Annotated in this window: 20 protein-coding genes and 1 tRNA gene; 12 read left to right on the plus strand and 9 right to left on the minus strand. The window is 69.8% G+C overall.

The window, feature by feature from the left end; translation table 11 throughout:
* Window positions 1-57 precede the first annotated feature (57 nt).
* Window positions 58-2598, minus strand: a complete 2541-nt coding sequence (locus DYE07_RS10510; protein ID WP_115296941.1) for a DEAD/DEAH box helicase — start codon at window positions 2596-2598, stop codon at window positions 58-60.
* Window positions 2599-2750: 152 nt separating this feature from the next.
* Here DYE07_RS10510 and DYE07_RS10515 point away from each other — a divergent pair, with 152 nt between their 5' ends.
* Window positions 2751-3101: an STAS domain-containing protein gene (locus tag DYE07_RS10515; protein ID WP_038569554.1), complete on the plus strand. Its 351-nt coding sequence runs from the start codon at window positions 2751-2753 to the stop codon at window positions 3099-3101.
* A 69-nt stretch (window positions 3102-3170) separates the two neighbouring features.
* Window positions 3171-4724, plus strand: coding sequence for a DUF7059 domain-containing protein (locus DYE07_RS10520; RefSeq protein WP_006943956.1), 1554 nt, complete (start codon window positions 3171-3173; stop codon window positions 4722-4724).
* A gap of 104 nt (window positions 4725-4828) precedes the next feature.
* Here the strand turns inward: DYE07_RS10520 and DYE07_RS10525 are convergent, their stop codons facing one another.
* Window positions 4829-5641 carry a dioxygenase family protein gene (locus tag DYE07_RS10525; protein ID WP_115296942.1) on the minus strand — a complete coding sequence of 271 codons (813 nt, stop codon included), beginning with the start codon at window positions 5639-5641 and terminating at the stop codon, window positions 4829-4831.
* A gap of 314 nt (window positions 5642-5955) precedes the next feature.
* On the opposite strand from DYE07_RS10525, the gene topA reads away from it, so the two are divergent.
* The gene (gene topA / locus DYE07_RS10530) at window positions 5956-8778 is read left to right on the plus strand and encodes a type I DNA topoisomerase (RefSeq protein ID WP_115296943.1); all 2823 of its coding nucleotides are present in this window, start codon (window positions 5956-5958) and stop codon (window positions 8776-8778) included.
* Window positions 8779-8839: 61 nt separating this feature from the next.
* On the opposite strand, the gene DYE07_RS10535 is transcribed toward topA, so the two are convergent.
* A complete protein-coding gene (locus tag DYE07_RS10535) occupies window positions 8840-9403 on the minus strand; it encodes a dienelactone hydrolase family protein (RefSeq protein WP_115296944.1) in 564 nt (187 codons plus the stop codon).
* 95 nt (window positions 9404-9498) lie between these two features.
* On the opposite strand from DYE07_RS10535, the gene DYE07_RS10540 reads away from it, so the two are divergent.
* The 6 genes from DYE07_RS10540 (at window position 9499) to DYE07_RS10565 (ending at window position 15011) form a co-directional block, all read left to right on the plus strand.
* On the plus strand, window positions 9499-10146 hold the full coding sequence (locus DYE07_RS10540; protein ID WP_115296945.1) for a hypothetical protein: 648 nt from the start codon (window positions 9499-9501) through the stop codon (window positions 10144-10146).
* Window positions 10147-10179: 33 nt separating this feature from the next.
* Complete coding sequence (locus DYE07_RS10545) at window positions 10180-10947, plus strand: MerR family transcriptional regulator (protein WP_074040166.1); 768 nt, start codon at window positions 10180-10182, stop codon at window positions 10945-10947.
* Window positions 10948-11183: 236 nt separating this feature from the next.
* Complete coding sequence (tmk, locus tag DYE07_RS10550; protein ID WP_082740423.1) at window positions 11184-11990, plus strand: dTMP kinase; 807 nt, start codon at window positions 11184-11186, stop codon at window positions 11988-11990.
* A complete protein-coding gene (locus tag DYE07_RS10555) occupies window positions 11987-13168 on the plus strand; it encodes a DNA polymerase III subunit delta' (RefSeq protein ID WP_062256042.1) in 1182 nt (393 codons plus the stop codon). The genes tmk and DYE07_RS10555 overlap by 4 nt, the downstream gene beginning before the upstream one ends.
* Before the next feature lie 23 nt (window positions 13169-13191).
* Window positions 13192-14757 carry an alpha/beta hydrolase gene (locus DYE07_RS10560; protein WP_115296946.1) on the plus strand — a complete coding sequence of 522 codons (1566 nt, stop codon included), beginning with the start codon at window positions 13192-13194 and terminating at the stop codon, window positions 14755-14757.
* A gap of 180 nt (window positions 14758-14937) precedes the next feature.
* A tRNA-Thr gene (locus DYE07_RS10565) sits at window positions 14938-15011 on the plus strand.
* Between the two features lie 116 nt (window positions 15012-15127).
* On the opposite strand, the gene DYE07_RS10570 is transcribed toward DYE07_RS10565, so the two are convergent.
* The 5 genes from DYE07_RS10570 to DYE07_RS10590 all read right to left on the minus strand — a co-directional run bounded on the left by DYE07_RS10570 (window position 15128) and on the right by DYE07_RS10590 (window position 20824).
* Window positions 15128-16849: an AMP-binding protein gene (locus DYE07_RS10570; protein WP_115296947.1), complete on the minus strand. Its 1722-nt coding sequence runs from the start codon at window positions 16847-16849 to the stop codon at window positions 15128-15130.
* 60 nt (window positions 16850-16909) lie between these two features.
* Window positions 16910-17518, minus strand: coding sequence for a response regulator transcription factor (locus DYE07_RS10575; protein WP_062256035.1), 609 nt, complete (start codon window positions 17516-17518; stop codon window positions 16910-16912).
* A 55-nt stretch (window positions 17519-17573) separates the two neighbouring features.
* On the minus strand, window positions 17574-18782 hold the full coding sequence (locus DYE07_RS10580) for a sensor histidine kinase (protein ID WP_202775011.1): 1209 nt from the start codon (window positions 18780-18782) through the stop codon (window positions 17574-17576).
* A 106-nt stretch (window positions 18783-18888) separates the two neighbouring features.
* Window positions 18889-19737: an ABC transporter permease gene (locus DYE07_RS10585; protein ID WP_074040176.1), complete on the minus strand. Its 849-nt coding sequence runs from the start codon at window positions 19735-19737 to the stop codon at window positions 18889-18891.
* A 166-nt stretch (window positions 19738-19903) separates the two neighbouring features.
* Window positions 19904-20824, minus strand: coding sequence for an ABC transporter ATP-binding protein (locus DYE07_RS10590; protein ID WP_062256031.1), 921 nt, complete (start codon window positions 20822-20824; stop codon window positions 19904-19906).
* 161 nt (window positions 20825-20985) lie between these two features.
* Here DYE07_RS10590 and DYE07_RS10595 point away from each other — a divergent pair, with 161 nt between their 5' ends.
* Entirely contained in the window at window positions 20986-22113 is a 1128-nt protein-coding gene (locus DYE07_RS10595) for a hypothetical protein (RefSeq protein WP_131941703.1), read from the plus strand.
* Between the two features lie 88 nt (window positions 22114-22201).
* Here the strand turns inward: DYE07_RS10595 and DYE07_RS10600 are convergent, their stop codons facing one another.
* Window positions 22202-23131 (minus strand): bile acid:sodium symporter family protein, encoded by a 930-nt coding sequence (locus tag DYE07_RS10600; RefSeq protein ID WP_237723990.1) that lies wholly within the window; start codon window positions 23129-23131, stop codon window positions 22202-22204.
* Between the two features lie 321 nt (window positions 23132-23452).
* Between DYE07_RS10600 and DYE07_RS10605 the strand changes: the two genes are divergently transcribed.
* Both DYE07_RS10605 and DYE07_RS10610 read left to right on the plus strand, forming a co-directional pair.
* The gene (locus DYE07_RS10605; RefSeq protein ID WP_115296950.1) at window positions 23453-24841 is read left to right on the plus strand and encodes an MFS transporter; all 1389 of its coding nucleotides are present in this window, start codon (window positions 23453-23455) and stop codon (window positions 24839-24841) included.
* A 38-nt stretch (window positions 24842-24879) separates the two neighbouring features.
* Window positions 24880-26148, plus strand: coding sequence for a TerD family protein (locus DYE07_RS10610; RefSeq protein ID WP_115296951.1), 1269 nt, complete (start codon window positions 24880-24882; stop codon window positions 26146-26148).
* Window positions 26149-26162: the final 14 nt, after the last annotated feature.

Here is a 26162-nt window from a genome sequence, read left to right on the forward strand (position 1 = left end):
ACGTCAGCACCCCCGTCGCCGGTGTCAGGGCCGCACTCGACGGGTCGACAACCGGCCTCAGCCGCCCTCGAGGCGACGCGAGTCGTCGTCAGGCGCGTCGGCGAGGACGCACTCGAGCAGTGTGAGGGCGCCGGCCTTGTCGAGCGGGGAGTTGCCGTTGCCGCACTTGGGCGACTGGATGCAGGCCGGACAGCCGTGTTCGCAGCCACAGGAGACGATGGCGTCCTGCGTGGCGCGCAGCCACGTCGCCGCCCGTTCGTAGGCGCGCTCGGCAAAACCCGAGCCGCCGGGCAGGGCGTCGTAGACGACGACGGTGGGCATGTCCGTGTCGGGGTGCAGCGCGGTCGAGACGCCACCGACGTCCCACCGGTCACCCTGCGCGACGAGCGAGATCAGCCCGATCGAGCAGTGCTCGGCCGCGTGCAGAGCCCCGGGCGCGCTCTCTGGTGTCACGCCGGCGTCGAGCAGGTGCTCCTCGGGAACCGTCCACCACACACCCTTCGTCATGAGAGTGCGCTCGGGCAGATCGAGCGGGTGCTCACCGATGACCTCGCCCGAGGGCAGCCGTCGCAGAAAGCTCGTCACCTGCGTGCGCACCCGAATGGTGCCGTAGTGGACGCCGACGGCACCCCATGTCTGCGACCGATCCTCCTCGAGGATGTCGAACGAGCTGACGGAGCGAGCCGCCGTCGACCACCCCGGGTTGCCGCGCACGACGTGCGCACTGCCGTCGTCGAGGTCGAGGGACGTCACGACGAACGTGCGCCCTTGATGGACGTACACCGCGCCCGGGAAGACGCTCGAGTGGGCGCGCTCCCCGTCGACCGTGCCGAGCACGGCCCCGGTGCGCGACTCGACGATGCGCACGTCACTGCCGCCGTCGCCCCGCAACGAGACGTGGTCGCCGGGCCGGTCGTCGCGCGCCCAGTACCAGCCGCTCGGACGCCGACGCAGGACGCGCTGGGCGACGAGCGCCTCGACGAGCGGCCACATGTCCGCGCCGAAGAGAGCCTCGTCGGCGGCCGTCAGGGGCAGTTCGGCAGCGGCGCTCGCGAGCTGCGGCCCGAGCACGTACGGGTTGCTCGGATCGACGACGGTCGCCTCGACCGGGCGGTCGAAGAACACATCGGGATGATGGACGAGATAGGTGTCGAGCGGATCGTCGGCGGCGACGAAGACGGCGAGCGCGTCACGCCCCGAGCGCCCCGCCCGCCCGCTCTGCTGATGCAGCGACGCGACCGTCCCCGGCCACCCGGCGAGCAGGACGGCGTCGAGGCCGCTGACGTCGATGCCGAGCTCGAGCGCGCTCGTGGCGGCCACCCCGGCGAGGGTGCCGTCGCGCAGCCCGCATTCGACGGTGCGGCGTTCCTCGGGCAGGTAACCCCCGCGATAGGCAGCGACGAGGTCGGGGTCGAACCCGTGGTTCCACAGGCGGTTTCGCGCCATGTCGGCCATCACCTCGACACCCACACGCGAGCGCGCGAACGCGAGCGTCTGCACGCCGCGCCCGACCAGTTCGCCGAACAAGTCGGCCGTTTCGGCGACGGCACTACGACGCCCGAGGTCTTCGACTGTGAGGCCATCGTCCGCGCCGCCTTCCTGGGCGGCGCCACGATCCTGGGCAGAGCCAGGAGCAGCCTGGGCCGCGTCGCCATCCCGCGCGGCGTCGCCATCCTCGTCGCTCATCGCATCTGTGGCTGCCGCCACGGCCTCACCCATGGCCTCTGCCGCGCCCGGGGGCGGGCCGGGCTCCCACAGCGCGAACGTCAGGGCTGGGCTCGGCGAGCCGTCGTCGGTGACGGCGTCGACGTCGAGGCCTGTCAGAGCGCGGGCGTGTGCGGCGGGTTCACCGGAGGTCGCGGAGGCGAGCACGAACGTCGGGTGACTGCCGTAGCGCGCGGCGACACGGCGCAGACGTCGGATGACGCCGGCCGTGTGGGCGCCGAACACGCCGCGATAGACATGGCACTCGTCGATGACGACGAGGCGCAGCGAGCGCCAGAAGATCGACCAGCGTTCGTGAGCGGGCAGCATCGAGTGGTGGAGCAGATCCGGGTTGGTCAGGATGATGCCGGCGTGGTCGCGGATCCAGCGTCGCTCGTCCGGGGGAGTGTCACCGTCGAGCGTCGCGATGCGTGCGCCCGGGATGGCGAGAGCGTCGAGGCGCGCGCGTTGGTCGGCGGCGAGCGCCTTCGTGGGCGAGAGGTAGAGCGTCGTGGCTCCGCGGATCGCCGCGAGCGCGCTGACGGGCGGGTCGCCGGGGCGGCGCGCGAAGTCGGCGCCGTCGACGGCAGCCGTCAGCATCGGCACCTGGTAGGCGAGCGACTTGCCCGAGGCGGTTCCGGTCGCGACGACGACGTGGCGGCGCTCGAACACAGCGTCGAGTGCGGTTCGTTGATGCGACCACAGATGGTGGATTCCCTTGCCCTCGAACGCAGCTCGAACCGCAGGCGCCACCGCGTCGGGCCACTCGGCGAGCGAGGCCTCACGGGCGGGGCGCGTGCGCACGTGGGTGACACCACCGGTGCCGGCGTCACGCAGCGCGTCGAGCCATTGCTCGGGGCCCGCACCGTCAGTGCGCGTGACCGCAGAACTCATGCGCACCCTCCACCCTGGATCTCACCTCGAAGGAGATGAATGTGAAATCAACTTGCATTGACTTTTCGGCTTCCTGTGACAAAACTGAATTCCCAGAGAGCAGGCCTCGCCTGCGCCAGGATGAACCGTCGAGCAGCAGGAGCCCGGGCCGCGTGGAACTCAGAGTGAACCTTCGCCGGGACGACGGCATAGCCGTCATCGCCTTCGCCGGGGAGGTGGATGTGTACACCGCCCCCGTTCTGCGGGACGCCATCTCGAAGGTACTCGCCGCCGGTGACAAGGCGATGGTCGTCGACATGAGCGAGGTCAGCTTCCTCGACTCGACCGGCCTCGGTGTGCTCGTGGGGCGCCTCAAGGCCGTGCGGATGCTCGAGGGGGTCATGCGGGTCGTCATCACCAATCCCCGGGTGCTCCGCAACTTCCAGATCACCGGCCTCGAGAAGATCTTCACCATCGATTCCACCGCCGCTGACGCCGTCGCGGCGGTCAAGGCGGGCGCCTGACGCTCCGCCGGCGCGCGCCGGTCCTCATGGGGTCGGCGGCGTGCACCAGGTCAACGTCATACTGGGGTCATGTCTTCCCCGGCCCCTCACGTCGACGATTCCACGCGCGATCAGCTCGTCGCTCTGCGCGCTGACCTCGCTGCGGCGCCCTACACCGTCGAGGCGGTCGCCGACGTCCTCGGCCCGAGTGCGTCGGCCGCGCTGCACCGCGAACAGCCGACGGCTGCTCGCCGCATCCTGGCCGACGACGACAGTCCTGTCGCGACGATGGTGGCACTGTTCACGCTCGGTGGGCGTATGAGTCCGGCGCGGATCGAGGCGGCCTTCCCCGCCGCGGGGGTCGACGGTCTCACGGCGCTCGGGCTGCTCGCCGACGACGACACCCTCGAGCAGATGCGCGGAGACGGGGACGACCGCATTCTCGTCGCTACATGCGACCTGCGCCCGTACGGCGACGAGACGTCGTCATGGTGGCTGGCATCGGATCTCTCGGAGATCGCGACGGGCCAGGTGCTCGAACCCGATCATGTGCTCGGCATCGGTGGCGCGTCGACGACCCTCGCAAGATGGACCCCGCGACGCACCGTCCGCACCGCCCTCGACCTCGGCACCGGCTGCGGTGTTCAGGCCGCGCACCTCGCGGGCCACGTCGAGCACATCGTCGCCTCGGACCTCGCGACACGCGCGCTCGCCTTCGTCTGCTTCAACGCCGCTCTCAACGATCTCGACGTCGAGGTGCTCGCCGGTTCGATGCTCGAACCGGTCGCCGGCCGCCGATTCGACCTCATCGTGAGCAACCCGCCGTTCGTCATCACGCCGCGTCGCCCCGGCATGCCCGAGTACGAGTACCGCGACGGCGGTGCGGTGGGTGACGCCGTCGTGCGCAACCTGGTTCGCGACGTCGGCGCCCACCTCGAACCCGGTGGTGTCGCACAGTTCCTCGGCAACTGGGAGATGCGCGACGGCGAGACGTTCGAAGACGTCTGGGAGCGATGGCTCGACGGCGTCGACCTCGATGCGCTCGTGGTGCAGCGCGAGGTGCAGGATCCGTGTGAATACGCCGAACTGTGGGCGCGTGACGGTGGCGCGCCCGTCGGGTCGCCCGAGTACGACGCCATGTACTCGGCCTGGCTCGACGACTTCGCGGCGCGCGGCGTCGAGCGCATCGGCTTCGGCATCATCACGCTCCAGAGGCCGGCCGAACCCCGTCCCCGGTTCACCGATCTGCTCGACGAGCGCGGCTCTGTCGCCGCCGCCATGGGCCCGACGATCGACGCAGGTCTCGCCGCGCGGGCGTGGATGGCGCGTGTCGGAGACGACGCGGTGCTCGACTCGTTCTGGCAGGCCGCGCCGGACGTCACGGAGGAGCGTCACACGAAGCCCGGAGCGAGCGACCCGAGCGTCATCATGATCCGTCAGGGCGGCGGGTTCGGCATGTCGATCCAGGCCGACACCGTGCTCGCCGCGTTCCTGTCGGTCTGCGACGGATCGATGACGGCGCGCACGGCGCTGGAGGCCATCGCAACGCTCGTCGACGTGCCCGCTGACGACGCCGTCCGCGGCACGCTGCCGCTGCTGAAGCGCCTCGTCGCCAACGGTTTCCTCACCCGCGTCGAACGCTGAGCACTTCTGTGATCCCTGTCCCCTTCTGCGCTTTTCGTCCACATTCGAATGTAGACGAAAAGCGCAGAAGGGGAGGTAGATCGCAGTTGGGTACGGCCGGGGCGTCAGGCCAGCTGCCAGCTGCGCTTGCTCAGGCCGTACCAGAAGCCGTCGACGGTGGTCTGCGCTGACGCCGACGCCGCTCCGTCCGGGTTGGCGGCGCCGAGCGCGACGTAGAGCGGTGCCCAGTGCTCGGTGCGCGGGTGCGCCTCATGGGCGGCGGGGGCCTTCGTCATGAAGTCGAACAGCGCGTCGAGGTCGCCGCTCGCCATCGTCTCGGCGGCCCAGTGGTCGAACTCCGACGACGGCGCTGGCGGGGCGCCGTCAGCGTCACCACTCGGACGGAACCACCGCAGGTTGTGGGTCGTGAACCCGGAACCGATGATGAGCGTCCCCTCGTCGCGCAGCGGCGCGAGCTTGCGGCCCAGCTCGAACAGCTCGACGGGGTCGAGCGTTCGCATCGACATCTGCAGGACGGGCACGTCGGCGTCGGGGAACATCTCGACGAGGGGGACGTACGCGCCGTGGTCGAGACCGCGTGATGGGTCCTGGTGCACGGGCCGCTCGGGTGTGCCGACGAGGCGGGCCACCGATTCGGCGAGTTCGGGCGCGGCGGGCGCATCGTACGTCACCTCGTAGTACTTCTGCGGGAATCCCCAGAAGTCGTAGGTGAGCCCGGCGCCGCTCGTCGACGACACAGTGACGGGCGCATTCTCCCAGTGCGCCGAGACCATGAGGATCTGCTTCGGCTTGGGCAGTTCCTTGCCCCAGGCGGCCAGTTCGGCGGTCCAGGTCGCATCGTCCGCGAGGGGCGGCGCGCCGTGGCTGAGATAGGCGACGGGGAGTCGGTCGTCGGTGGCCTGTGTCGAGGTGCTCATACTGACGAAACTAGTTGACGTATCAACTTTATTCCAGTGGGTCCTCGAGTAGCCGAAACACCGCTCTCGGCCGTCCTCGACATTCCGCTCCGCCCTCGGGCGTCGGTGCAGGGCAGCGCTGTGGGTGCGGGGCCGGGGCGGCGTCACGCGGCCGGACCCGTCACGTCTGGGTCGCGGTGCCCCTCCCGCGTCGCGACGGAGGTGCTCCCGCTGCCCCACGACCGGCTGTCGGTCCCGTCGGGTACGGTCTAGACGACCGCACGCGAAGGCGACGACGAATCCGTGGCCCGTGCGCGAACCGAAGGAGCACCCCAGTGGCGTCAGGCAAGAAACTCGTCATCGTCGAATCGCCCTCGAAGGGCAACAAGATCGCGTCTTATCTGGGCAGCGACTACGTCGTCGATGCCAGCGTCGGGCACATCCGTGACCTGCCGACGCCGAGCGAGATGCCGGCCGACATGAAGAAGGGCCCGTACGGCAAGTTCGCCGTCGACGTCGACAACGGTTTCGCGCCGTACTACGTCGTCGACGCGAACAAGAAGAAGAAGGTCGCCGAGCTCAAGCGCGCTCTGAAGGACGCCGACGAGCTCTACCTCGCCACCGATGAGGACCGCGAGGGCGAGGCCATCGCGTGGCACCTGCTCGAGACGCTGAAGCCGAAGGTGCCGGTCAAGCGCATGGTCTTCCACGAGGTGACGAAGGAAGCCATCCAGCGCGCCGTCAACGACACGCGCGAGCTCGACATGCAGATGGTCAACGCGCAGGAGACGCGCCGCATCCTCGACCGTCTCTACGGCTACGAGGTGTCGCCGGTGCTGTGGCGCAAGGTGCGTGCGGGCCTGTCGGCAGGGCGTGTGCAGTCGGTCGCGACGCGCATGGTCGTCGAGCGTGAGCGGGAGCGCATGGCGTTCCGCGCCGCGTCATACTGGGACGTCGAGGGCGAGTTCGAGGCGAAGTCGAGCCAGGCCTTCACCGCCAAGCTGACGGGCGTCGACGGCGAGCGGGTCGCCTCCGGCCGCGACTTCGGCGACGACGGGCGCCTCAAGAGCTCGGGCGTGCGCCACCTCGACGGTGCGGCGGCCGAGAAGATCGCTGAGGCGACGCGAGCCGGCCACGCCGAGGTCAGTGCCGTCAGCGAGAAGCCGTACTCGCGCAAGCCGAGCGCGCCGTTCATCACCTCGACGCTGCAGCAGGAGGCCAGCCGCAAGCTGCGTCTGGGCTCGAAGGACACGATGCGCGTCGCGCAGCGCCTGTACGAGAACGGCTACATCACGTACATGCGTACCGACTCGGTCGCCCTGTCCGAGCAGGCCATCAGCGCCGCGCGTCAGCAGGCGCGCGACCTGTACGGCGCCGAATACGTGCCGGACGCTCCCCGCCGATACGCGGGCAAGTCGAAGAACGCGCAGGAGGCGCACGAGGCGATCCGCCCGGCCGGTGATCGCTTCCGCACGCCCGCCCAGGTCGCCGGTGAGCTGCGCGGCACCGAGTTCGCGCTGTACGAGCTGATCTGGAAGCGCACCGTCGCCTCGCAGATGGCGGACGCGAAAGGTTCGACGGCGTCGGTGAAGGTCGCCGTCGGGGTCGAGAGTTCGGGTATCGCCAAGCGCGCCGAGTACTCGGCGAGCGGCACCGTCATCACGTTCCGGGGCTTTCTCGCCGCCTACGAGGAGGGCCGCGACGCCGATCGTTACTCGAACGATGACGGCGAGCGTCGCCTGCCCAAGCTGTCCGAGGGTGTCGGCCTCGACGTGCTGCGCGCCGAGGCGTTGGGGCACGAGACGTCGCCGCCCGCGCGTTACACCGAGGCGACGCTGACGAAGGCACTCGAGGAGCGCGGCATCGGCCGCCCGTCGACGTACGCCGCGACGGTCGGCACGATCCAGGATCGCGGGTACGTGCGAACGCGCGGCAGCGCGCTCATCCCGACATGGCTCGCGTTCGCGGTGACGAACCTGCTCGAGACGCACTTCCCCAGCCTCGTCGACTACGACTTCACCGCCTCGATGGAGGAGGGGCTCGACCGCATCGCCGCCGGTGACGAGGAGCGCGCGGCCTGGCTCACGCGCTTCTACTTCGGCGACGAGGGTGAGTCGGCCGAGGGCCTCAAGCAACTCGTCGACGACCTCGGCGAGATCGACGCACGCGGAATCTCCACCATTCCGATCGGCGAGGGTCTCGTCGTGCGCGTCGGGCGGTACGGGCCGTACGTCGAGGAGGAGGTGCCGAACGGCATCGATCCGGCGACGGGTGAGGTCAAGGAGGGCTTCGACCCCGAGAAGGTCGGCGAGAAGCCGCGGCGCGCGTCGATCACGGACGACATCGCGCCCGACGAGATGACGCCTGCGAAGATCCGCGAGCTGCTCGACGCCTCCGACGACGACGGCCGCGTCCTCGGCACCGACCCCGAGTCGGGCCACGAGATCGTCGCCAAGTCGGGACGCTACGGCCCGTACGTCACCGAGGTGCTGCCGGAGGTGACGCCTGCCGACGGTGAGAAGCCGAAGAAGAAGGCGGCGAAGCCGAAGCCGCGCACGGCGTCGCTGTTCAAGGACATGGATCTCGCGACGATCGAGCTCGACACCGCCCTCAAGCTGCTATCGCTGCCGCGCGTCGTCGGCGTCGTCGAAGAGAAGGCGACGGCCGAAGACGGCACGGAGACGACGAAGCAGATCGAGATCACCGCGCAGAACGGGCGCTACGGGCCGTACCTCAAGAAGGGCACCGACTCGCGCTCGCTCGAGAACGAGGCGCAGCTGTTCACGATCACGCTCGAGGAGGCCGAGGCGATCTACGCCCAGCCGAAGCAACGTGGCCGCGCCGCCGCGAAGCCGCCGCTCAAGGAGTTCGGCGCCGACCCGACGTCCGGCAAGCCCGTCGTCGTCAAGGACGGCCGCTTCGGCGAGTACGTCACCGACGGCGAGACCAACGCGACGCTGCGCAAGGACGACGACGTCGAGACACTGACGGCCGAGCGGGCCTACGAGCTGCTCGCCGAGAAGCGCGCCAAGGGCCCCTCGACGCGCAAGAAGGCCGCCAAGAAGTCGACGAAGAAGGCTGCGACGAAGAAGACCGCCGCCAAGAAGACGACGACGAAGAAGACCGCTGCGAAGAAGACGACGGCCAAGAAGGCCTGACGACTCGCAGCAGCGTCATGACGCCCCGGTTCGAGCGTTGCTCGAGCTGGGGCATCGTCTGTCAGCGGATGAACGCGTCGAACGCGGCGATGCTCGCGTCGCATGCGGCGGCGTCCCCGTCAGGGGTGGCGAGGTCGGTGAAGAGGTGGCCTTCGCCGGGCACGACGACGACGTCGTCGAACGGCGCGCCCGAGGCGGTGACGGCGTCGCGCAGCGCGGTGACGTCGGGTTCGCTGATGAACGGGTCGACAGCATGGCGATGCACCTGGACGGGGACGCCGTTCCATGTTCCGTCGCGCGGCGCCTCGACGTTGTGCAGGAGCACAGCGGCACGCGCGTCGGGCCGCTTCGCCGCGAACGCCTGAGCGAAGAACGCGCCGAGCGAGAAACCGGCGAGGACGGCGTCGGCGGGCGCGTCGTCGAGTGCCGTGCGCGCACGATCCATGAGGGCGCGAACGCCCACGGCGTCGCGGTGGGCGAGCCCGTCGTCGGTCGAGACGAACACGTGCCCGTCGTAGTAGTCGGGGGTGACGACGACGTGGCCGAGCCCGCGCAGGGCGTCAGCGAAGTCGAGGACGGCCGTGCGCAGGCCGAGCGCTGAGTGGAACAGGACGATGTGAGCCATGGTCCCAGTGTCGTTCTTGAACGTGTTCAAAACATGCGAGGATGGGTGAGAGATGCGGCGCCGATGGGCGCGGCAGGACGACCGGGAGAGACATCATGGCGAAGATGCTCGGCGCAGGAATGACGGGGGCGGGCGCGTCGAGCGCCGGCTCGCTTTCGGGGTCGCGAACGTCCGTGTGGCACACGGGCGGGCGGGCCGCCGTCATCGGTGTGGGGTCTGTGGCGGCGGGTTTCGTCGTCTCGTCGGTCGCTGTCGCCGTCGCCTGGGTCCGCGGCCCTGCCGATGCCTACTCGCCCGCGAACTGGCTGAGTGACGCCGGGCTGGCGCTGGCGCTGCCGTGCGCCGTCATTGCGTGGGGCCTCGCGGCGTGGTCGTTGCACCTGACACGGGGGCTCAACATGGGGGCGCGGCAGTTCTCGCTCGTGCTGTGGGGCGCGGCGACGCCGTGCGTCTACGGCTTTCTCGCGATGCTCTCGTTCGGTGTGTTCGGTGGCGACTGGGCCGGTGGCGGGCTCTTCTGGTCGGCGACGACCCTGATCGGCTTCTGCATCTGGTTCGTCACGTTGACGCCGATGTTCATCATGCTCATCGCACGGCCTCTGCTCTCGCGCGACCCGGCGACGGTGCCAGACTTGCCCGGGGCCGCTGCGGTGAACGGTCGCGACGAGCGCGACGAGGACATCGAAACCGGGATGATTGGCGCGCGCGCCTGCCTGCGAGAGGTCTTTCGGCGCGAACCTTGACCCTGACGTGACGTGAGGCGATGGAGTGAGGTCATGACCGACGAACTGACGGTGGGGCAGGTGGCGGCACGTTTCGGCGTCACCGTCCGCACGCTGCATCACTACGACGCGATCGGGCTCGTGCGTCCGAGCGAACGTGGCTGGAACGGATACCGGCTGTACACGCCGGCGGACGTGCAACGCCTCGCTCGGGTCGTGCTGCTACGGCGCCTCGAGATGCCGCTCGCGGACATCGCCGAGGCGCTCGACGAACCGGCCGTGCTGGCGGCACTCCTCGTCGAGCACAGGGAAGCGGTCATGGCCAGGCGCGACGAGCTCGATGCGCTGGTCGACGCGATCGACACCGCACTCACATCGGAGGCAACCATGAGCAAATATCAGATCAGCAGCGCCGAGATGAAGGAGATCTTCGGCACCGGTTACGACGAGGCGTACGACGTCGAGGCGCAACAGCGTTGGGGTGGGACGGAGGAATTCGCAGAATCCCGGCGCCGCGCCAAGAGCTACGACAAGGCGACCTGGCATCGCATCAAGGCCGAGTCGGACGAGGTGTTGGCGGCATTCGCCACGGCGATGCGTGACGGCGCGGCACCCGGCAGCGCGCAGGCCGACGCCGCAGTTCAGGCGCACCGCGACCAGATCGAACGCTGGTTCAATCCGGTGCCTCTGCCGATGCTCCGGGGGATGGGCGCCATGTACAGCACCGACCCACGCTTCGCGCAGACCTACGACGACGTCGAGCCCGGCCTTGCCGCGTACGTCACGGAGGTGGTCGCCGCCTACTGTGACAGCCGGGGCTGACGGTCGACACGCGTCCCTCTCGCCGGGGCCGTGCTGCCGGCGGGCGTGGACCGCTGCCCGACTTTTGTGCATCTGCACGAGGAATGTGCCGCATATTCCTCGTGCAGATGCGCAAAAGTCGCGCAGCTGGCAGGCGGCGCTTGTCGCGACCCCGTACGGTGGCCCAGCGACGCTCCCCAGCAGGCGATTTCTGCGAGTTTCCGGGGTTGTCGGACGCACTGGGTAGGGTGAGCGCCATGCCCGACGACCTGCGCCTCGACGTCGAAACGCTGCGCGCCTCGAGTGACGTCATCAGCGACGCCACGACCGACGCCGTCGCAGATGTCGACGCCAACACCAAGGGCGCACCAAGTGTCAGCACCGCAGCCGGCGACGAGGTCGCGGCCGACGTGGCCGCGCACGGGCTGTTCGTCACGTTCGAAGGTGGTGACGGCGCGGGCAAGACGACGCAGATCGAGCGTGCCGCTGCGTGGCTGCGTGAACTGGGCCGTGAGGTCGTCATCACGCGTGAACCGGGCGGTACCCCGCTGGGCGTGGAGATCAGGCGGCTCCTGCTCCATGGCGACGACGTCGCGTCGCGCGCCGAGGCCCTGCTCTACGCCGCCGATCGGGCGCACCACGTCGAGACGCTCGTGCGACCGGCCCTCGCGCGCGGTGCGGTAGTGCTGCAGGATCGCTACATCGACTCCTCGATCGCCTACCAGGGCGCCGGTCGTGCGCTGGCCGCCGACGACGTCGAGTCCATCTCACGCTGGGCGACGCGCGGGCTGACGCCGGACGTCACGGTGCTCATCGACGTCTCGCCCGAGGTCGCGCGCGAACGTCGCGGCGCGCGCGGTGCCGAAGACAGGCTCGAACGTGAGGCCGACGACTTCCACACCCGCGTGCGCGAGCACTTCCTCTGCCTCGCCGCGCGCGACGAGGCGCGCTACCTCGTCCTCGACGCGGGTCGCTCGCGCGACGACCTCACCGCCGCCGTCCGCACACGACTCGAACAGCTCCTCAAGAGCGGCACGACGCGCGCATCAGGCGGCCCCTCATGAGTGACGTCGCGACGACCCGCCGGGTGCCGGGCGTCGGCGAGGGCGTATGGCGTGATCTCGTCGGTCAACAGGAGGCGGTGCGCACGTTGAGCGAGGCCGTCGGCGACGCCCGTCGCATGACGCATGCGTGGCTCATCACCGGCCCGCCCGGCTCGGGCCGTTCCAACGCGGCTCGCTCGTTCGCTGCCGCGCTCGAGTGCCCGCAGGGCGGGTGCGGGGAGTGTCGCGAGTGCCGGACGACGATCGACGGCTCCCACGCCGACGTGCAGATCGTCTCGACGAGCGGCCTCACGATCCAGGTGCGCGAAGCGCGCGATCTGGCGTTGCAGGCGCAGTCGTCGCCGACGGTCGGGCGCTGGCGCGTCATCGTCATCGAGGACGCCGACCGTCTCACCGAACGCGCCGCCGACGCGCTGCTCAAGGCGCTCGAAGAACCCGTCCCGCGCACCGTGTGGCTGCTGTGCGCGCCGAGCGTCGAGGACGTCATCGTGACGATCCGCAGCCGTTCACGCCACGTCCGCCTGCGCATCCCGCCGCCCGACGACGTCGCCGAACTGCTCGTGCGCCGCGACGGCGTCGACCCCGCCATGGCGGCGTACGCGGCACGCGCGGCGCAGTCGCACATCGGCATCGCGCGGCGCCTGGCGCGTGACGAGGGGGCGCGCATCCGGCGGCGCGAGACGATCCTGCTCGCGCTGCGTATCCGCGGGCTCGGCGACGCCATGAAGGCGGCAGCTGATCTCGCCTCGATCGCCGAGGACGAGTCGGGTGCATCGTCGGGGGAGCGCAACGCCGCCGAGAAGGCCAAGCTGATGGAGCAGCTCGGCGCCGACCCGAGCGCGCGCACGCAGCCGCCCCACGTGCGCTCGGCGATCAACCAGCTCGAGAAGGAGCAGAAGACGCGGGCGACGCGTTTCGGTCGTGACGTCATCGACCGCGCCCTCGTCGATCTCGCCTCGATGTATCGCGACGCGCTCGTGGTGCGCTGGGGCGATCCGGTGCCGCTCGTGAACGCCGACATCGTCGACGACGTCGGCCGGCTCGCGCGCGCGTTCACCCCCGAAGGGCTGCTGCTCGCGCTCGACGCCATCAGCACCGCGCGTGAGCGCATCGCCGCCAACGTCCCCCCGCTGCTGGCCCTCGAAGCCATGTGCATCTCGCTCGAACTGCCCTCATGAGGCAGCCGGATAGGAGTCGCCCCGTGAAGAACATCGCGCGCTCGCGCCTGACGCAGGTGGCCGCGCTCGCGGCTGCGTCGATGCTCGCCGTCGGTGGGTGCAGCACGTCGCCTCCCACCTCGTCGGCGTCGTCGGACTCATCGGGCGGCGGCGCTGCGTCCGCCTCGTCGGCCGCGGGAACGGCCGCGACCGGTCCGCTCAGTGCGTTCTACACGCAGAAGCTCGACTGGAAGAGCTGCGACGATGGCGAGTGCGCGAAGCTGCGCGTGCCCATCGACTACGCGAAGCCCAGTGGGCCGAGCATCGAGGTCGCCGTCAACCGCATGAAGGCGACGGGGACGAAGAAAGGCTCACTCGTCGTCAACCCCGGCGGCCCCGGTGGCTCGGGCGTCGACTATGCCGCGGCGGCTGACCAGATCGTCAGCAAGTCGGTGCGCGACAGCTACGACATTGTCGGGTTCGACCCGCGCGGTGTGCAGCGTTCGGCCGCGATCACGTGCGTCGACGACGCGACGCTCGATCAGTTCATGGGTTCCGACCCCTCACCCGACGACAAGAGCGAGCAGAACGCGCTGCTGGCCGGCGACAAGAAGCTCGCCGACGCGTGCAAGAAGAACGCCGGCCCGCTGCTCGGCCACGTCAGCACCGAGGAGGTCGCGAAGGACATGGACGTCCTGCGCGCGGCTCTCGGCGAGCAGAAGTTGAACTTCCTCGGCAAGTCGTACGGCACGATGCTCGGCGCGACGTACGCCGACCTGTTCGCGAAGAACGTCGGGCGCATGGTGCTCGACGGCGTCCTGCCGCCCGATCTGACGATGCAGCAGATCAACGAGGGGCAGGCGACCGGCTTCGAGAAGGCGCTCGACGCCTACCTCGCCGATTGCGTCTCGGGCGGCAAGTGCCCGCTCGGGTCCGACGCCGCGTCCGCGAAGAAGAAGCTGCAGACCTGGCTCGCCGGCCTCGACGCCAAACCCATCAAGGCGAGCGGCGACAAGCGGCTCAGCACCCTGACGGAGGGCTGGGCGATCAACGGAATCGCCGCGTCGCTCTACGACCAGGCGAAGTGGGGTGAGCTGACGCAGGCGCTGCGCAGCGCACTCGGTGGTGACGGCACGCAGCTGCTCAACGCGGGCAAGAGCTACGCCGAGCGCAACGACGACGGCACGTACCAGAGCAACATGATGCAGGTGCTCAACGCCGTGACGTGCCTCGATCGGCCCGCGCCGACCGGCGGCGTGGCCGAGTACGAGAAGGACGCGGAGGCGTTCTCGAAGAAGGCGCCGACGTGGGGCAGGCAGATGGCGTGGGCCGGCGCGGTGTGCGCCGACTGGCCGGTCAAGACCACGGGCAGACCGCACGAGGTGAAGGCGGCCGGGTCGGCGCCGATCGTCGTCCTCGGCACGACCCGTGACCCCGCGACGCCGTACGAGTGGAGCGAACGCCTCGCCGGTGAACTGCAGAACAGCCGTTTCATCAGCTACGACGGTGACGGCCACACCGCCTACGGGCGCGGCTCCCAGTGCGTCGACAATGCCGTCGACCACTACCTCGTCGACGGCTCCGATCCTGCGAAGAAGACCACCTGCTGAATCGGGCTGACGGCGCGTCCTACGCCGGGCGCACCGAGCCGCCGTAGGCGCCCAACCATGGGGAGGCGCCGCGGCTGCTGGGGTTGGTGCCCCCTGGGGCAGCGAGCGGGCGGGATTGGCGCCCCCCGCGCCGCTCGTGTAAAGTTTTGCCTCGCTGCCGGAGATATCCGATCAGCGGTTGCCGCTTTAGCTCAGTCGGCCAGAGCGTCTCACTCGTAATGAGAAGGTCGTCGGTTCGATTCCGACAAGCGGCTCCGAAGAAAGGCCCCCGAAGATTCGGGGGCCTTTCGCGTGCCCGGGCCGGCCGGCGATCCAGCCCGCCCACGAGAAGCACCGGTACAGCGGCGAGCGCCACGTCGGCCGTCGCAGGTCAGTGCTCGAAGTCGTCGTCGCGGAACTCGCCGTCGGGGCGCACGTCGTTGCGGGCGAGGTCGTTCTCACGACCGCGGAGTTCGACGCGGCGGATCTTGCCCGAGATCGTCTTGGGCAGCTCGGCGAACTCGAGTCGGCGCACACGCTGCCAGGGCGCGAGTCGCTCGCGGGCGAAGGCGAAGATGCTCTCGGCAGTCGCCGCATCCGGCGAACTGCCTTCGACGAGAACGAGATACGCCTTCGGGACGGCGAGTCGCACGGCGTCGGGGGCGGGCACGATCGCCGCTTCGGCGACGGCAGGGTGCTCGATGAGCACCGACTCCAGCTCGAACGGGCTGATCTTGTAGTCGCTCGCCTTGAACACGTCGTCGGTGCGCCCGATGTAGCTGATGTACCCCTCGTCGTCGATCGCGGCGACGTCGCCCGTGTGGTAGAAACCGCCCGCCATCGCGTCGGTGTTGCGGGCCTCGTCGCCGAGGTAACCCGTCATGAGTGGCAGGGGGTGGGCGGCGAGGTCGAGGCAGATCTCGCCCTCACCGGCGCCGTCGAGCCGTTCGCCGCTCAGCGGATCGACGATGACGACGGGCACGCCCGGCAGCGGGCGTCCCATCGACCCGGGCTTCACCGCCGAGCCGGGCGTGTTGCCGACGGCGGCCGTCATCTCCGTCTGGCCGTAGCCGTCGCGGATCGTCAGGCCCCACGCCCGTTCGATCTGCGTGATGACCTCCGGATTGAGCGGTTCACCCGCGCCGATCAGTTCGCGCAGCGCGCCGCGCCCACCGGTCAGGTCGGCGTTGATGAGCATGCGCCACACCGTCGGCGGCGCACAGAACGTGGTCACCTCGCGGGCGCGCAGTTGCTGCAGCAGGGCGGCGGGGGAGAAGCGCGTGTAGTTGTAGACGAAGATCGTCGCCTCGGCGATCCACGGCGCGAAGAAGCACGACCATGCGTGCTTCGCCCATCCCGGGCTCGAGATGTTGAGGTGGACGTCACCGGGGCGCAGACCGAGCCAGTACATCGTCGACAGGTGACCGATCGGGTAGGAGGCCTGCGTGTGCTCGACGAGCTTGGGGCGACTCGTCGTGCCGGAGGTGAAGTAGTACAGCAGCGGATCGCCCGGCGCGGTGCCCGGGTGCTCGGTGGGCGGGACGTCGCCGACGCGGCGATACGCCCCGTGCAGGTCGGACCACCCGTCCGCCGCGCCGACGCTGAGCCGCGTGTACTCGCCCGGCACGCCCGAGAACTTGTCGACGTCGCCCGCGTTGGCGACGACGTGCCGCACCCCGCCGCGCGCGATGCGGTCGCGCAGATCGGCGGGCCCGACGGCCGTCGTCGTCGGCATGATGATCGCGCCGAGCTTCATGACGGCGAGCATGAGATCCCACAGTTCGATCTGGTTGCCGAGCATGAGGACGACAGGGTCACCGCGCCTCACGCCCTGCTCTGCGAGCCACGTGGCGACGGCGTCGGAGCGGCGCGCCATCTCGTCGTACGTCACTTCGAGCGACGAACTGTCCTCCTCGACGATGACGATGGCTGTGCGGTGGTTGCCGCGCGCGACGGTGTCGAACCAGTCGATCGCCCAGTTGAAGCGGTCGCCGACATCGGGCCACGTGAACGTCGCCACAGCGTCGTCATGGCGTCCGCGCAGCTCGAGGAGTGAGTCGCGCGCGGCGCGGTAGGCCTCGGTGGGGGAGAGGTTGGAGGCGGTGGTCGTCATGGGACGACATTGCCAAATGCGAGCCCGGTTACTGCGTGGTACGTGTGAAGTGGGTCACGTTCACAGCCACCCGTTCTCCTGCGCGATGCGCACGGCATCGGCGCGGGTGCGTCCGCTCGTCTTGCCGATGGCTGACGACAGGTGGTTGCGCACCGTGCCCTCCGACAGGAACACGGCGCGGGCGATATCGGCCACGGTGCCGCCGGCTGCGGCGGCGCGCAGGACGTCGAGTTCGCGTGCCGTCAGCGGTGATTCGCCGAACACGAGACTGTCGGCGGCGAGCTGCGGGTCGACGACACGCAGGCCCGCGTGGACGCGGCGCACGGCGTCGGCGAGTTGCGTCGCCGGGGTGTCCTTGACGACGAACCCCTGCACCCCCGCCTGCATCGCGCGCCGCAGGAAGCCGGGCCGACCGAACGTCGTGACGATGAGGATCTTCACCGCGGGCAGCGCCTGACGCAGCGCGGCGCTCGCCTCGAGGCCGTCCATGCCGGGCATCTCGACGTCCATGAGGACGACGTCCGGCGCGTGCTCGCGGCACGCGTCGAGCACCTCGTCACCCCGCCCGACCTCGGCGACGACCTCGAGGTCGCTCTCCAGATCGAGCAGTGCCGCGAGCGCGCCACGCACCATCGCCTGATCGTCAGCGATGAGAAGTCGGATCGTCATGGTCGGCCTTTCGTCGTCGTTCCCCGCAGGGCGAATCCACCTGCGTAGGCGCGCCTCACTCGACGCCCCGTCGCTCGGCAGCTGCGCCGTCGTCGGTGCCCGAGGCCGGCGCATCACGCGTCAACACGTCCAGCGTGAACCCGTCGTCGCTGCGCGTCTCGACGACGGCACCGACGGCCGCGGCGCGTTCGCGCAGACCCGTGAGCCCGTTACCGTCGCCGGCGTTCGCAGCAGCGCCACGACCGTCGTCGCGCACACTCAGACGCGTCGGGGAGAGAGCGATCGTCACGTGCGAGGCGCCCGCGTGGCGGATGACGTTCGTCGTCGCCTCGCGCACGGCCCAGGCGAACAGTTCACGCAGGTCGGGGGAGACGTCGTCGACGTGGCGGGGCAGGTCGACGGCGATACTGGCGTCGGCGAATGCCCTTCTCGCCCGGGCGAGTTCGCCCGACAGCGACATCTCGCGATACCCCGAGACGGTCGTGCGCACGTCGGCCAATGCCCCGCGCGCCAGCTGCTCGAGCTCCGCGATCTGCGTCTTCGCCTTCTCGGGATCGACGTCGACGAGCTTGCCCGCGAGCTCCGCCTTCATCGTGATGACGGTGAGCGAATGACCGAGGATGTCGTGCAGATCGCGCGCCATCCGGTTGCGCTCGTCCTGCACGCGCAGCAGCGCTGCATCCTCGCGGGCCGCTTCCGCGTCGCGTGTGCGTTCGGCCGAGAACGCGCCGAGCCCGGAGGCCAGCCCCGACGCCACGGCCGCGAACAGCAGGCCCGGCTGCAGCGACGAACCGGTGAGCGCGTGGCCGAGCGACGCCGTCGCCGTGACGACGCTGAGCGCGAGCGCCGCGCCGAGCAGCGGCGTCATCCCGAGCATGAAGATGACGAGCGAATACGGCAACAGTGCGAAGGCGTCCTGGCCGATGAGGGGCGCTGCGCTCAGCATGCAGGCGGCGACGACGAGCGCCGACGTCGCGACGACGGCCTGCGTCGAGCGGGTGCGCGGGGTGCCGCTCCAGAGCCGACGCATCGTCGCCGCGATGACGGGGACATAGACGGCCGCGCCCGCAAGCAGCAGCAGGGCGCCGGCGGTGCGGCGGCCGCCGTCGGCGATGTTCTCCGTGACGGGTTGCACGAGGAAGATCAGCCAGAACACGACCCAGAACCAGGCGAGCATGCCGCGGGTGCGCGCGCGCCGGGCGCCGACGTTGCGGGTGCGGGCCTGCTCTCGAGGCCAGGCCAGGGCGGGTCGTCGCGGGCTCACGTGGCCCAACCTATCCGGGTCGCACGGGCCTGGTGGCGGATCGTGCACGCCGCCGTGCTGGCCGGCAGAGTCTCGATCCGGCACCGGGCGTCGGGGTACGCGTTGCTCACACGCGCGCCGTGTCGCGACGGAAGCTCCAGGCGGCGCCACCGATGAACAGCAGGCCCCACGCGACGAGGTTGAGCGCCCACACGAGGTGGAAGCTGCCGTGACCGCCCGACGTCGTGAGCGACAGCGGCCACTGGGCGAGCTTGCCGATGCCGTACATCGGCGTGAACTGGGCGAAGTGATCGAACGTCGAGCCGTCCTTGATCGGGAAGAAGATGCCGCCGAGCATCGACATGATGGCCATGAGCCCACCGAGCATCTGCATGACGGAATCACTCGGCAGCAGGTATCCGAGCAGCAACCCGAGCGCCGCGAACACGAGCGAACCCGCGACGATGACGGCGCCCGCCTCGAGCCACGACAGCACGTCGGCGTGCGCCTTGCCCGAACCGAGACCGGCCGCGAACGTCACGCTGACGGCGATGAGCGCCATGACGATCGCGGCGATCATCTTTATGACGATGTACGCGACCGGTTGCAGAGGCGTCAGGCGCAACTGCCGGGACCACCCCGCCGCGCGCTCGATCGAGACGCTCGCGCCGGCGCTGGTGGCCGCCATGATCGCGCCGTACAGCGCCATGTTCACCATGAGATAAGCGTTGACGTTCGCGACCACACCGTTGCCGATCACCTGATCGCCCTCGGAGATCGAACTCGCGACGAAGAAGAACATCGCGATGGGGAAGATGAGCGTGAAGATCAAGCTGCGCCTGTTGCGCAGCACCCGCCTCAGCTCCAGGCCCATGACGCGGGCGTTGAGGCCGCTGCCTCGCGGCGCTCGACGCTCCGACGGGTCGAGGGGCGCGCCGTCGAGACGCGGGGTGAAGGTGCTCGTCGTGGTGGACATGGCAGACCTGCTTTCGAGAGGGGCGCTCGTCCTCTGCGTGCAAATGCACCCGGGTGCATCTGCACGCAGAGAACAGGGTGCCGACGTGGTCGGGATGGGGAGCGAGAGGTGAAGTGAGGAAGCGCGAGAGAGGGTGAGAACCCGAAGGGGTGAGGGGGAAAGGCCGTCAGCGGGACACGGTGGCGCGCGCTTCGGACGGCGAGGTCAGCTCGACGAAGGCGTCCTCGATGCCGCGCGAGGTGATGTCGAGGCTGTGCGCCGTTGTGCGCGTGAGGAGTTCGCGTGCGACGGCGTCGCTGTCACTCGTGTGGACGACGATCTGGTCGCCGTGGACGTCGACGCCCGAGACGCCCTCGATCGCCTCGACGAGGGCGATGTCCGCGTCGGGCCAGGTCGCGCTCACGCGTCGGCCACCGCCCGCTGCGCGGATGTCGCTGCTCGAGCCGTCGGCGACGATCTCGCCGTCCCGCATGACGACGACGCGGTCGGCCCACGCGTCGGCCTCCTCGAGGTAGTGGGTGGCGAACAGGATCGTTCGGCCGCGCGCGGCGTCGGCATGGATGGCCTCCCAGAAGGCCCGGCGGGCGTTGACGTCCATGCCTGTCGTCGGTTCGTCGAGCACGATGAGCGCGGGGTCGGGCACGAGCGCCATCGCGAACCGCACGCGCTGCTGTTCGCCCCCGGAGCACTTGCCGAGGCGCCGGTCGGCGAGGTCGGTGATGCCGGCGGTGGCGAGGACGTCGTCGACGGGCCGGGCGTCGGGGAACAAGGCGGCGACGTACTCGACGCTCTCGCGCACCGTCAGATCCTTGAGCAGTCCGCCGGTCTGCATGACGGCGGCGACGAGGCCACGCGCGACGGCCGCGTGCGGCGTCATGCCGAAGACGGTGACGTTGCCCGTCGTCGGTTCGCTCAGGCCGAGGATCATGTCGATCGTCGTCGTCTTGCCCGCGCCGTTGGGGCCGAGGAACGCGACGACCTCGCCGGGCGCGATCTCGAGGTCGACCCCACGGACGGCCTCGACGCGCCCGTGCTTGCCGGGGAAGGTCTTCGTCACGCCGGTGAGGGTGATGGCTGCGTTGTTCATGCCTCCAGCCTCGTCGCGGTGGGCGGAGCGGGCCTCGGGCGGACGTCACGACCGCGCCATGACAAGTGTCGCGAGTCGACGCTGCGGCGGCGGCCGGCCGTCAGTATCGGCGGTTCAGGGGTCACGCTTCACCGCGAGATCGCGCGTGACAGAGTGAAGGCATGCCCAGTCCGCCGACGAAACCGACGCGTAGCCCTGTGACGAAGGCGGGCGCGGGCACCGCTGTCGGCTGGATGAGTGTTGCCGCCGTCATCACGATCCTCGTGACGCGCGGCTACCTGCTCGCGACGGGTTACCCGCAGGTTGGCGGCGAGATCTTCCACATCGCACACGCCGTGTGGGGTGGGTTGCTGCTCATGATCGCGTTGACGGTCGTGCTGTCCCTGGCCAATCGGTGGGCGACGGCGTTCGCCTCGATCGCGGGTGGCATCGGCATCGGGTTGTTCGTCGACGAGATCGGCAAGTTCATCACGAAGGACAACGACTACTTCTTCCCTCTCGCCGCGCCCCTGTGCTACGCGATTCTCGCGGCGCTCGGGGTGGCCGCGATGCGGGTGGGCTCGCAACGGCCGCCCCACGCTCGCAATCACCTCTACGCCGCGCTCGAACTCATGAAACCGGCGGCTGACGGGCCGCTCACGCGCAGCCAGGTCGAGACGATCGAGGGTCACCTCGACGCCGTCAGGCGCGACGAGCCGACGGGGCAGGAGCGCGCCATCGCCGAGGGGCTGGCGCAGGCTCTCGACGTGGCGCGAAGCCAGGCCGTCCCCGATGACGAGCGTCGCGTCGGGCGGATGATGGAGCGTCTCGACGCGGTCGAGGAGCGGCTGCTGCCGCCGAGCCGTCAGCGCAAGCTGAGCCGTCTCGCGCTGGGCGTGCTCGCTGTCGTCGGTGTCTTCGCCGGTCCGGGCGTGTTCGTCTACTCGCTGTGGCAGGCCTACGGCCCGGACGCCGTCAGCGGCCACAACAGTCTCCTCGGCGACCACCCGGGCAAGGTCGCGTGGACGGCCGCGAGCGTCGCCGCGCTCATCGGCACCGTCGCCGCGTTCTTCGCCTGGCGAGCGGTGAAACGACTCGGTGACGACAGCAGCAGCCTCGCCGACGGCGCCCGCTGGGGCATCGCGGCGCTGTTGCTCATGCTCGGCGGCGTCAATCTGCTCAACGCCTACTTCAACCAGTTCCTCGTCTTCATCAATGCCTGCCTCGAGGCAGGCGTCGTCGGGCTGCTCGCCCGCGTGAAGAGCCGCGCCGACAAAGCCGCGAAGACGTTGGGGCACGACCACTCCTGACGGCGGCCGAACTCCGTGGTCGCGCGCTTGCACGCACGAACAGAGACGGTTGGACGCACTTGCCCGACACGCCCGCGGGCTGACGGTGTCAGCCCCGTGACGGCTCGCGTTCGCCGACCGGCTGGCGCGCGAACCACGCCGCGAGGATGGCGCCCGAGACGTTGTGCCACACCGAGAACACTGCCGACGGCAGCGCGGCCAGCGGCGAGAAGTGCACCTTGGCCAGCGTCGCGGCGAGGCCGGAGTTCTGCATGCCGACCTCGAACGCGAGCGCGCGGCGCGCCTTCACGTCGAGCCCGGCGAACCGGGCCGCGATGTAGCCGAGCAGCAGCCCGAAACCGTTGTGCAGCACGACGGCGAGGAAGACGATGCCGCCGACCTTCGCGAGCTTTCCGGCGCTGCCGGCCACGACGATCGCGACGATCCACGCGATGACGAACGCGCTGATCCACGGCAGCGCGGGCGCGATGGCGCGTACGCCCTTGTCACGGATGATGAGCCTGACGACGACGCCGAGCACGATCGGCACGAGCACCGTCTTGACGATGTCGACCATCATCGACCCCGCATCGACGTGCAGGTACGACCCGGCGAGGAACGCCGTCAGCAGGGGTGTGACGACGGGAGCGGCGAGCGTCGAGACCGTCGCGACGGAGACGCCGAGGGCGACGTCTCCCTTCGACAGGAACGTCATGACGTTCGACGCCGTCCCGCTCGGCGCGCAGCCGACGAGAATGAGCCCGACGGCGAGCTCGGGGGAGAGGTTGAGTGCGTGCGCGATGATCCAGCCCGCTCCCGGCATGATGACGTAGTGCGCGGCCAGCCCGATGAGCACGGCCCACGGGCGGCGCAGGACGGCGGCGAAATCGCGCGGCGTCAGCGTCAGCCCCATCGTGAACATGACGACGCCGAGCAGGTACGGCACCCACGACGCGTGTGACGTGAACGTCGACGGGCTGTTGTACCCCCACAACCCGGCGATGACGACGACGATCGGCAGCACCGTCACCGCGATCATGGCGGCGCGACGCTGCGCGGGCGTCTCGACGGCGTCGGCGCCGCTCGTCGAGTGGGTGGTCGCTGAGTCGGTGGTCACCGAGTCGGTGGTCGCGGGAGTGGGGTGCTGCTCGTTCGTCACATTCGTCAGAGTAGAGGCGGGCGCCGACAGCAGTTGGCGATGTTCACGCAGCGGGTCCAGCCGTGCCGACGGTGCGAGGTGGGGGGCGCGAAAAGCGTTGCCGCCGGGGCCCGCTCAGAGCATCGTGGCTGCGGCGGGGTCGCTCGCATGCGTAGAAGCGACGCCGGGCAACATCGAGAACCGAACTAAACTGGCGTCACCATGACGTCCCACACCGCCGCGCCCGTTGACACGCCCACCTCGAAACTTGTCGCCCCGCTCGGTGGGCGACGCGCCTGGGCGATCTGGACCGCGGCGGTGAGCGTCTACGTCCTCGCCGTGTTCCACCGCACGTCGCTCGGCGTCGCGGGCATCCTCGCGGCGCAGCGCTTCGGGATCTCGAGCGGACAACTCGCGACGTTCGCGATGGTGCAGTTGCTCGTCTACGCCGTCATGCAGGTGCCCGTCGGCGCGATGCTCGACCAGTTCGGTTCGAAGAAGCTGCTGGCCGCCGGAACGCTGACGATGACGCTCGGGCAGGCGTGGTTCGCGTTCGCGTCGACGTTCGCGCAGGGCATCGGCGCGCGCGTCCTCGTCGGCATGGGCGACGCGATGATCTTCGTGTGCGTCCTGCGCATCGCGGCGTTGTGGTTTCCGGTGCGACGCGCGCCGATGGTCACGCAGATCACCGGGTTCGCCGGCCAGCTCGGCTCACTCCTCGCGGCAGGCCCACTCGCCGTCAGCCTGCACAGCCTGGGGTGGCGCACGACGTACCTCGGCGCGGCGGCGTTCGGCGTCGTCCTCGGCGTCGTCATGTGGTTCGTCGTCATCGACTCGCCGACGCACGACGAGCGCCGCGACTCGATCCGCCTGCGCGCCGTCGGGCAGACACTCGCGCAGGTGTGGCGCGAGCCCGGCACGAAGCTCGGCCTGTGGGCGCACTTCACCGCGCAGTTCTCGATGAATGTGTTCATGCTGCTGTGGGGTTTCCCGTTCCTGACGAAGGGGCAGGGCCTGTCCGAGGGTGCCGCCAGCACGCTGCTCAGCATCATGGTCGTGACGATCATCGTCACGAGCCCACTCATGGGCACGTTCACCGCCCGCTTCCCGCACCGACGCTCCGTCGCCGTGTTCGCCGTCGTTCTCACCGTCATCACGCTGTGGACGATCGTGCTGCTGTGGCCCGGCCGTGCACCGTTGTGGTTGCTCGTGCTCCTGTGCATCGCAATGGCGTTCGGCGGACCAGGCTCGATGGTCGGCTTCGACGTCGCCCGCTCGTTCAACCCCGCCGCACGCATCGGCAGCGCCAACGGCATCGTCAACGTCGGCGGCTACGTCGCGTCCGTGACGTGCATCGTCCTCATCGGCCTCGTGCTCGACCACGTCGCCCCCGGCGGCCCGGCGACGTACGACGTCGAGGCGTTCCGCAAGGCGATGAGTGTGCAGTACCTCGTGTGGGCACTGGGCCTGGCGATGATGTGGCACTACCGCCGCCGCACCCACGACGTCGTCCTCGCCGACGACGACTACGCGCACCTGCGCGCGGGCGTCTCCCGCCGCCGCACCGAGCGCGCCGGGGCGGCCGAACACCGAGGTGCTACCCGCGCGTAAGCCCCTCCGCCGTCGCGAGCCTGTGCCAGGGTGGCGGAATGAACGAGTTGAGCAAGGGAGCCAACGCGCCCCTCGGCGGCACCGGCCTCGCCATCACGGTCGTCGGCACCCAGCCGGGCACGGTCGACCTCATGGTGCTGCAACTGACCGCAGACGGGGTCGTGCGCACCGACGACGACTTCGTCTTCTACAACCAGCCCCGCTCACCCGAGGGCGCGGTGCGTCTCGATGGTGGTGACATCACCGTCGACCTGTCCGCGCTCCCGCCGCAGATCGAACGTCTCGCCGTCGCCGTCGCGATGGATGACGCGGCGCCGGGCTCGCTCGCCTCGTCCCCGCAGCTCGCCGTCACGATCGACGCGCACGGTGAGCAGTACGCCGTCACCGCAACCGGATTCACGAGCGAACGCGCGGCGGTGCTCGTCGAGATCTACCTGCGAGGCGGCGCCTGGAAGGTGCGCAACGTCTCCGCAGGATGGGACGGCGGGCTGCCCGCGCTCCTGCGCGAGCACGGCGTGAGCGTCGAGAACGACACGCCTCAGACGCCCCTCGCGGCCGCCTCGACAGCTGGACCGCTCCCCGCCACGCCTCCTGTGGCTGCGCCTCCTGTTGCTGCGCCGCCTGCCGCTGCGCCGATGCCGTCGTCGAGCGGCCCGGTCGATCTCGGCAAACGCACGGGGGCGATCAGCCTGACGAAGGGGCAGCGTGTCTCGATCGAGAAGTCGCCCGTCATCACGGCTCGCATCGAGTGGCCGGCCGCCACCGACTACGACGTCTTCGCTCTCGTGCGCTACGCCGACGGCCACGACGAGACGGTCGCGACGTTCGGGACCAAGGAGCAGCCCCATGCCACGCAGCGCTCCTCGGACGGCGCCGTCACGCATCTCGGCGACGTCGGACGAGCACGGACGGCACGCACCGGTGGGGGACTGTTCGGGCGCAAGAAGCAGAGCCCGCCTGCGCCGATGGCGAGTGAGACGATCGAGATCCGTCTCAACCCGAAGGTCGTGGCGGTGCTGCCCGTCGTGTACTCGGCGCAATCGAACGGCACGGGGTCGTTTCGCCGCTATCAGGTGTCCATGTCGATCGACAACGGCGCCGGCACGAGTGTCCGCATCGATGCGAGCAACGCGAGCGATCACGACAACATCTACACCTGCGTTCCGGGGATCGTCGTCAACAGCCCCGACGGGGTGATCGTCGACTCGCTCGAGTTGTACTCCGCGCCGACCTCGGAACTGCGCCCCGTCCTCGACGACCACCTCACCGTGCACATGGACGCCGGGGGGCTCAACCTCTACAAGTGAGAGTGGAGCACTCG

It is taken from the genome of Dermacoccus nishinomiyaensis (assembly GCF_900447535.1).
GTDB classification, from domain to species: domain Bacteria; phylum Actinomycetota; class Actinomycetes; order Actinomycetales; family Dermatophilaceae; genus Dermacoccus; species Dermacoccus nishinomiyaensis.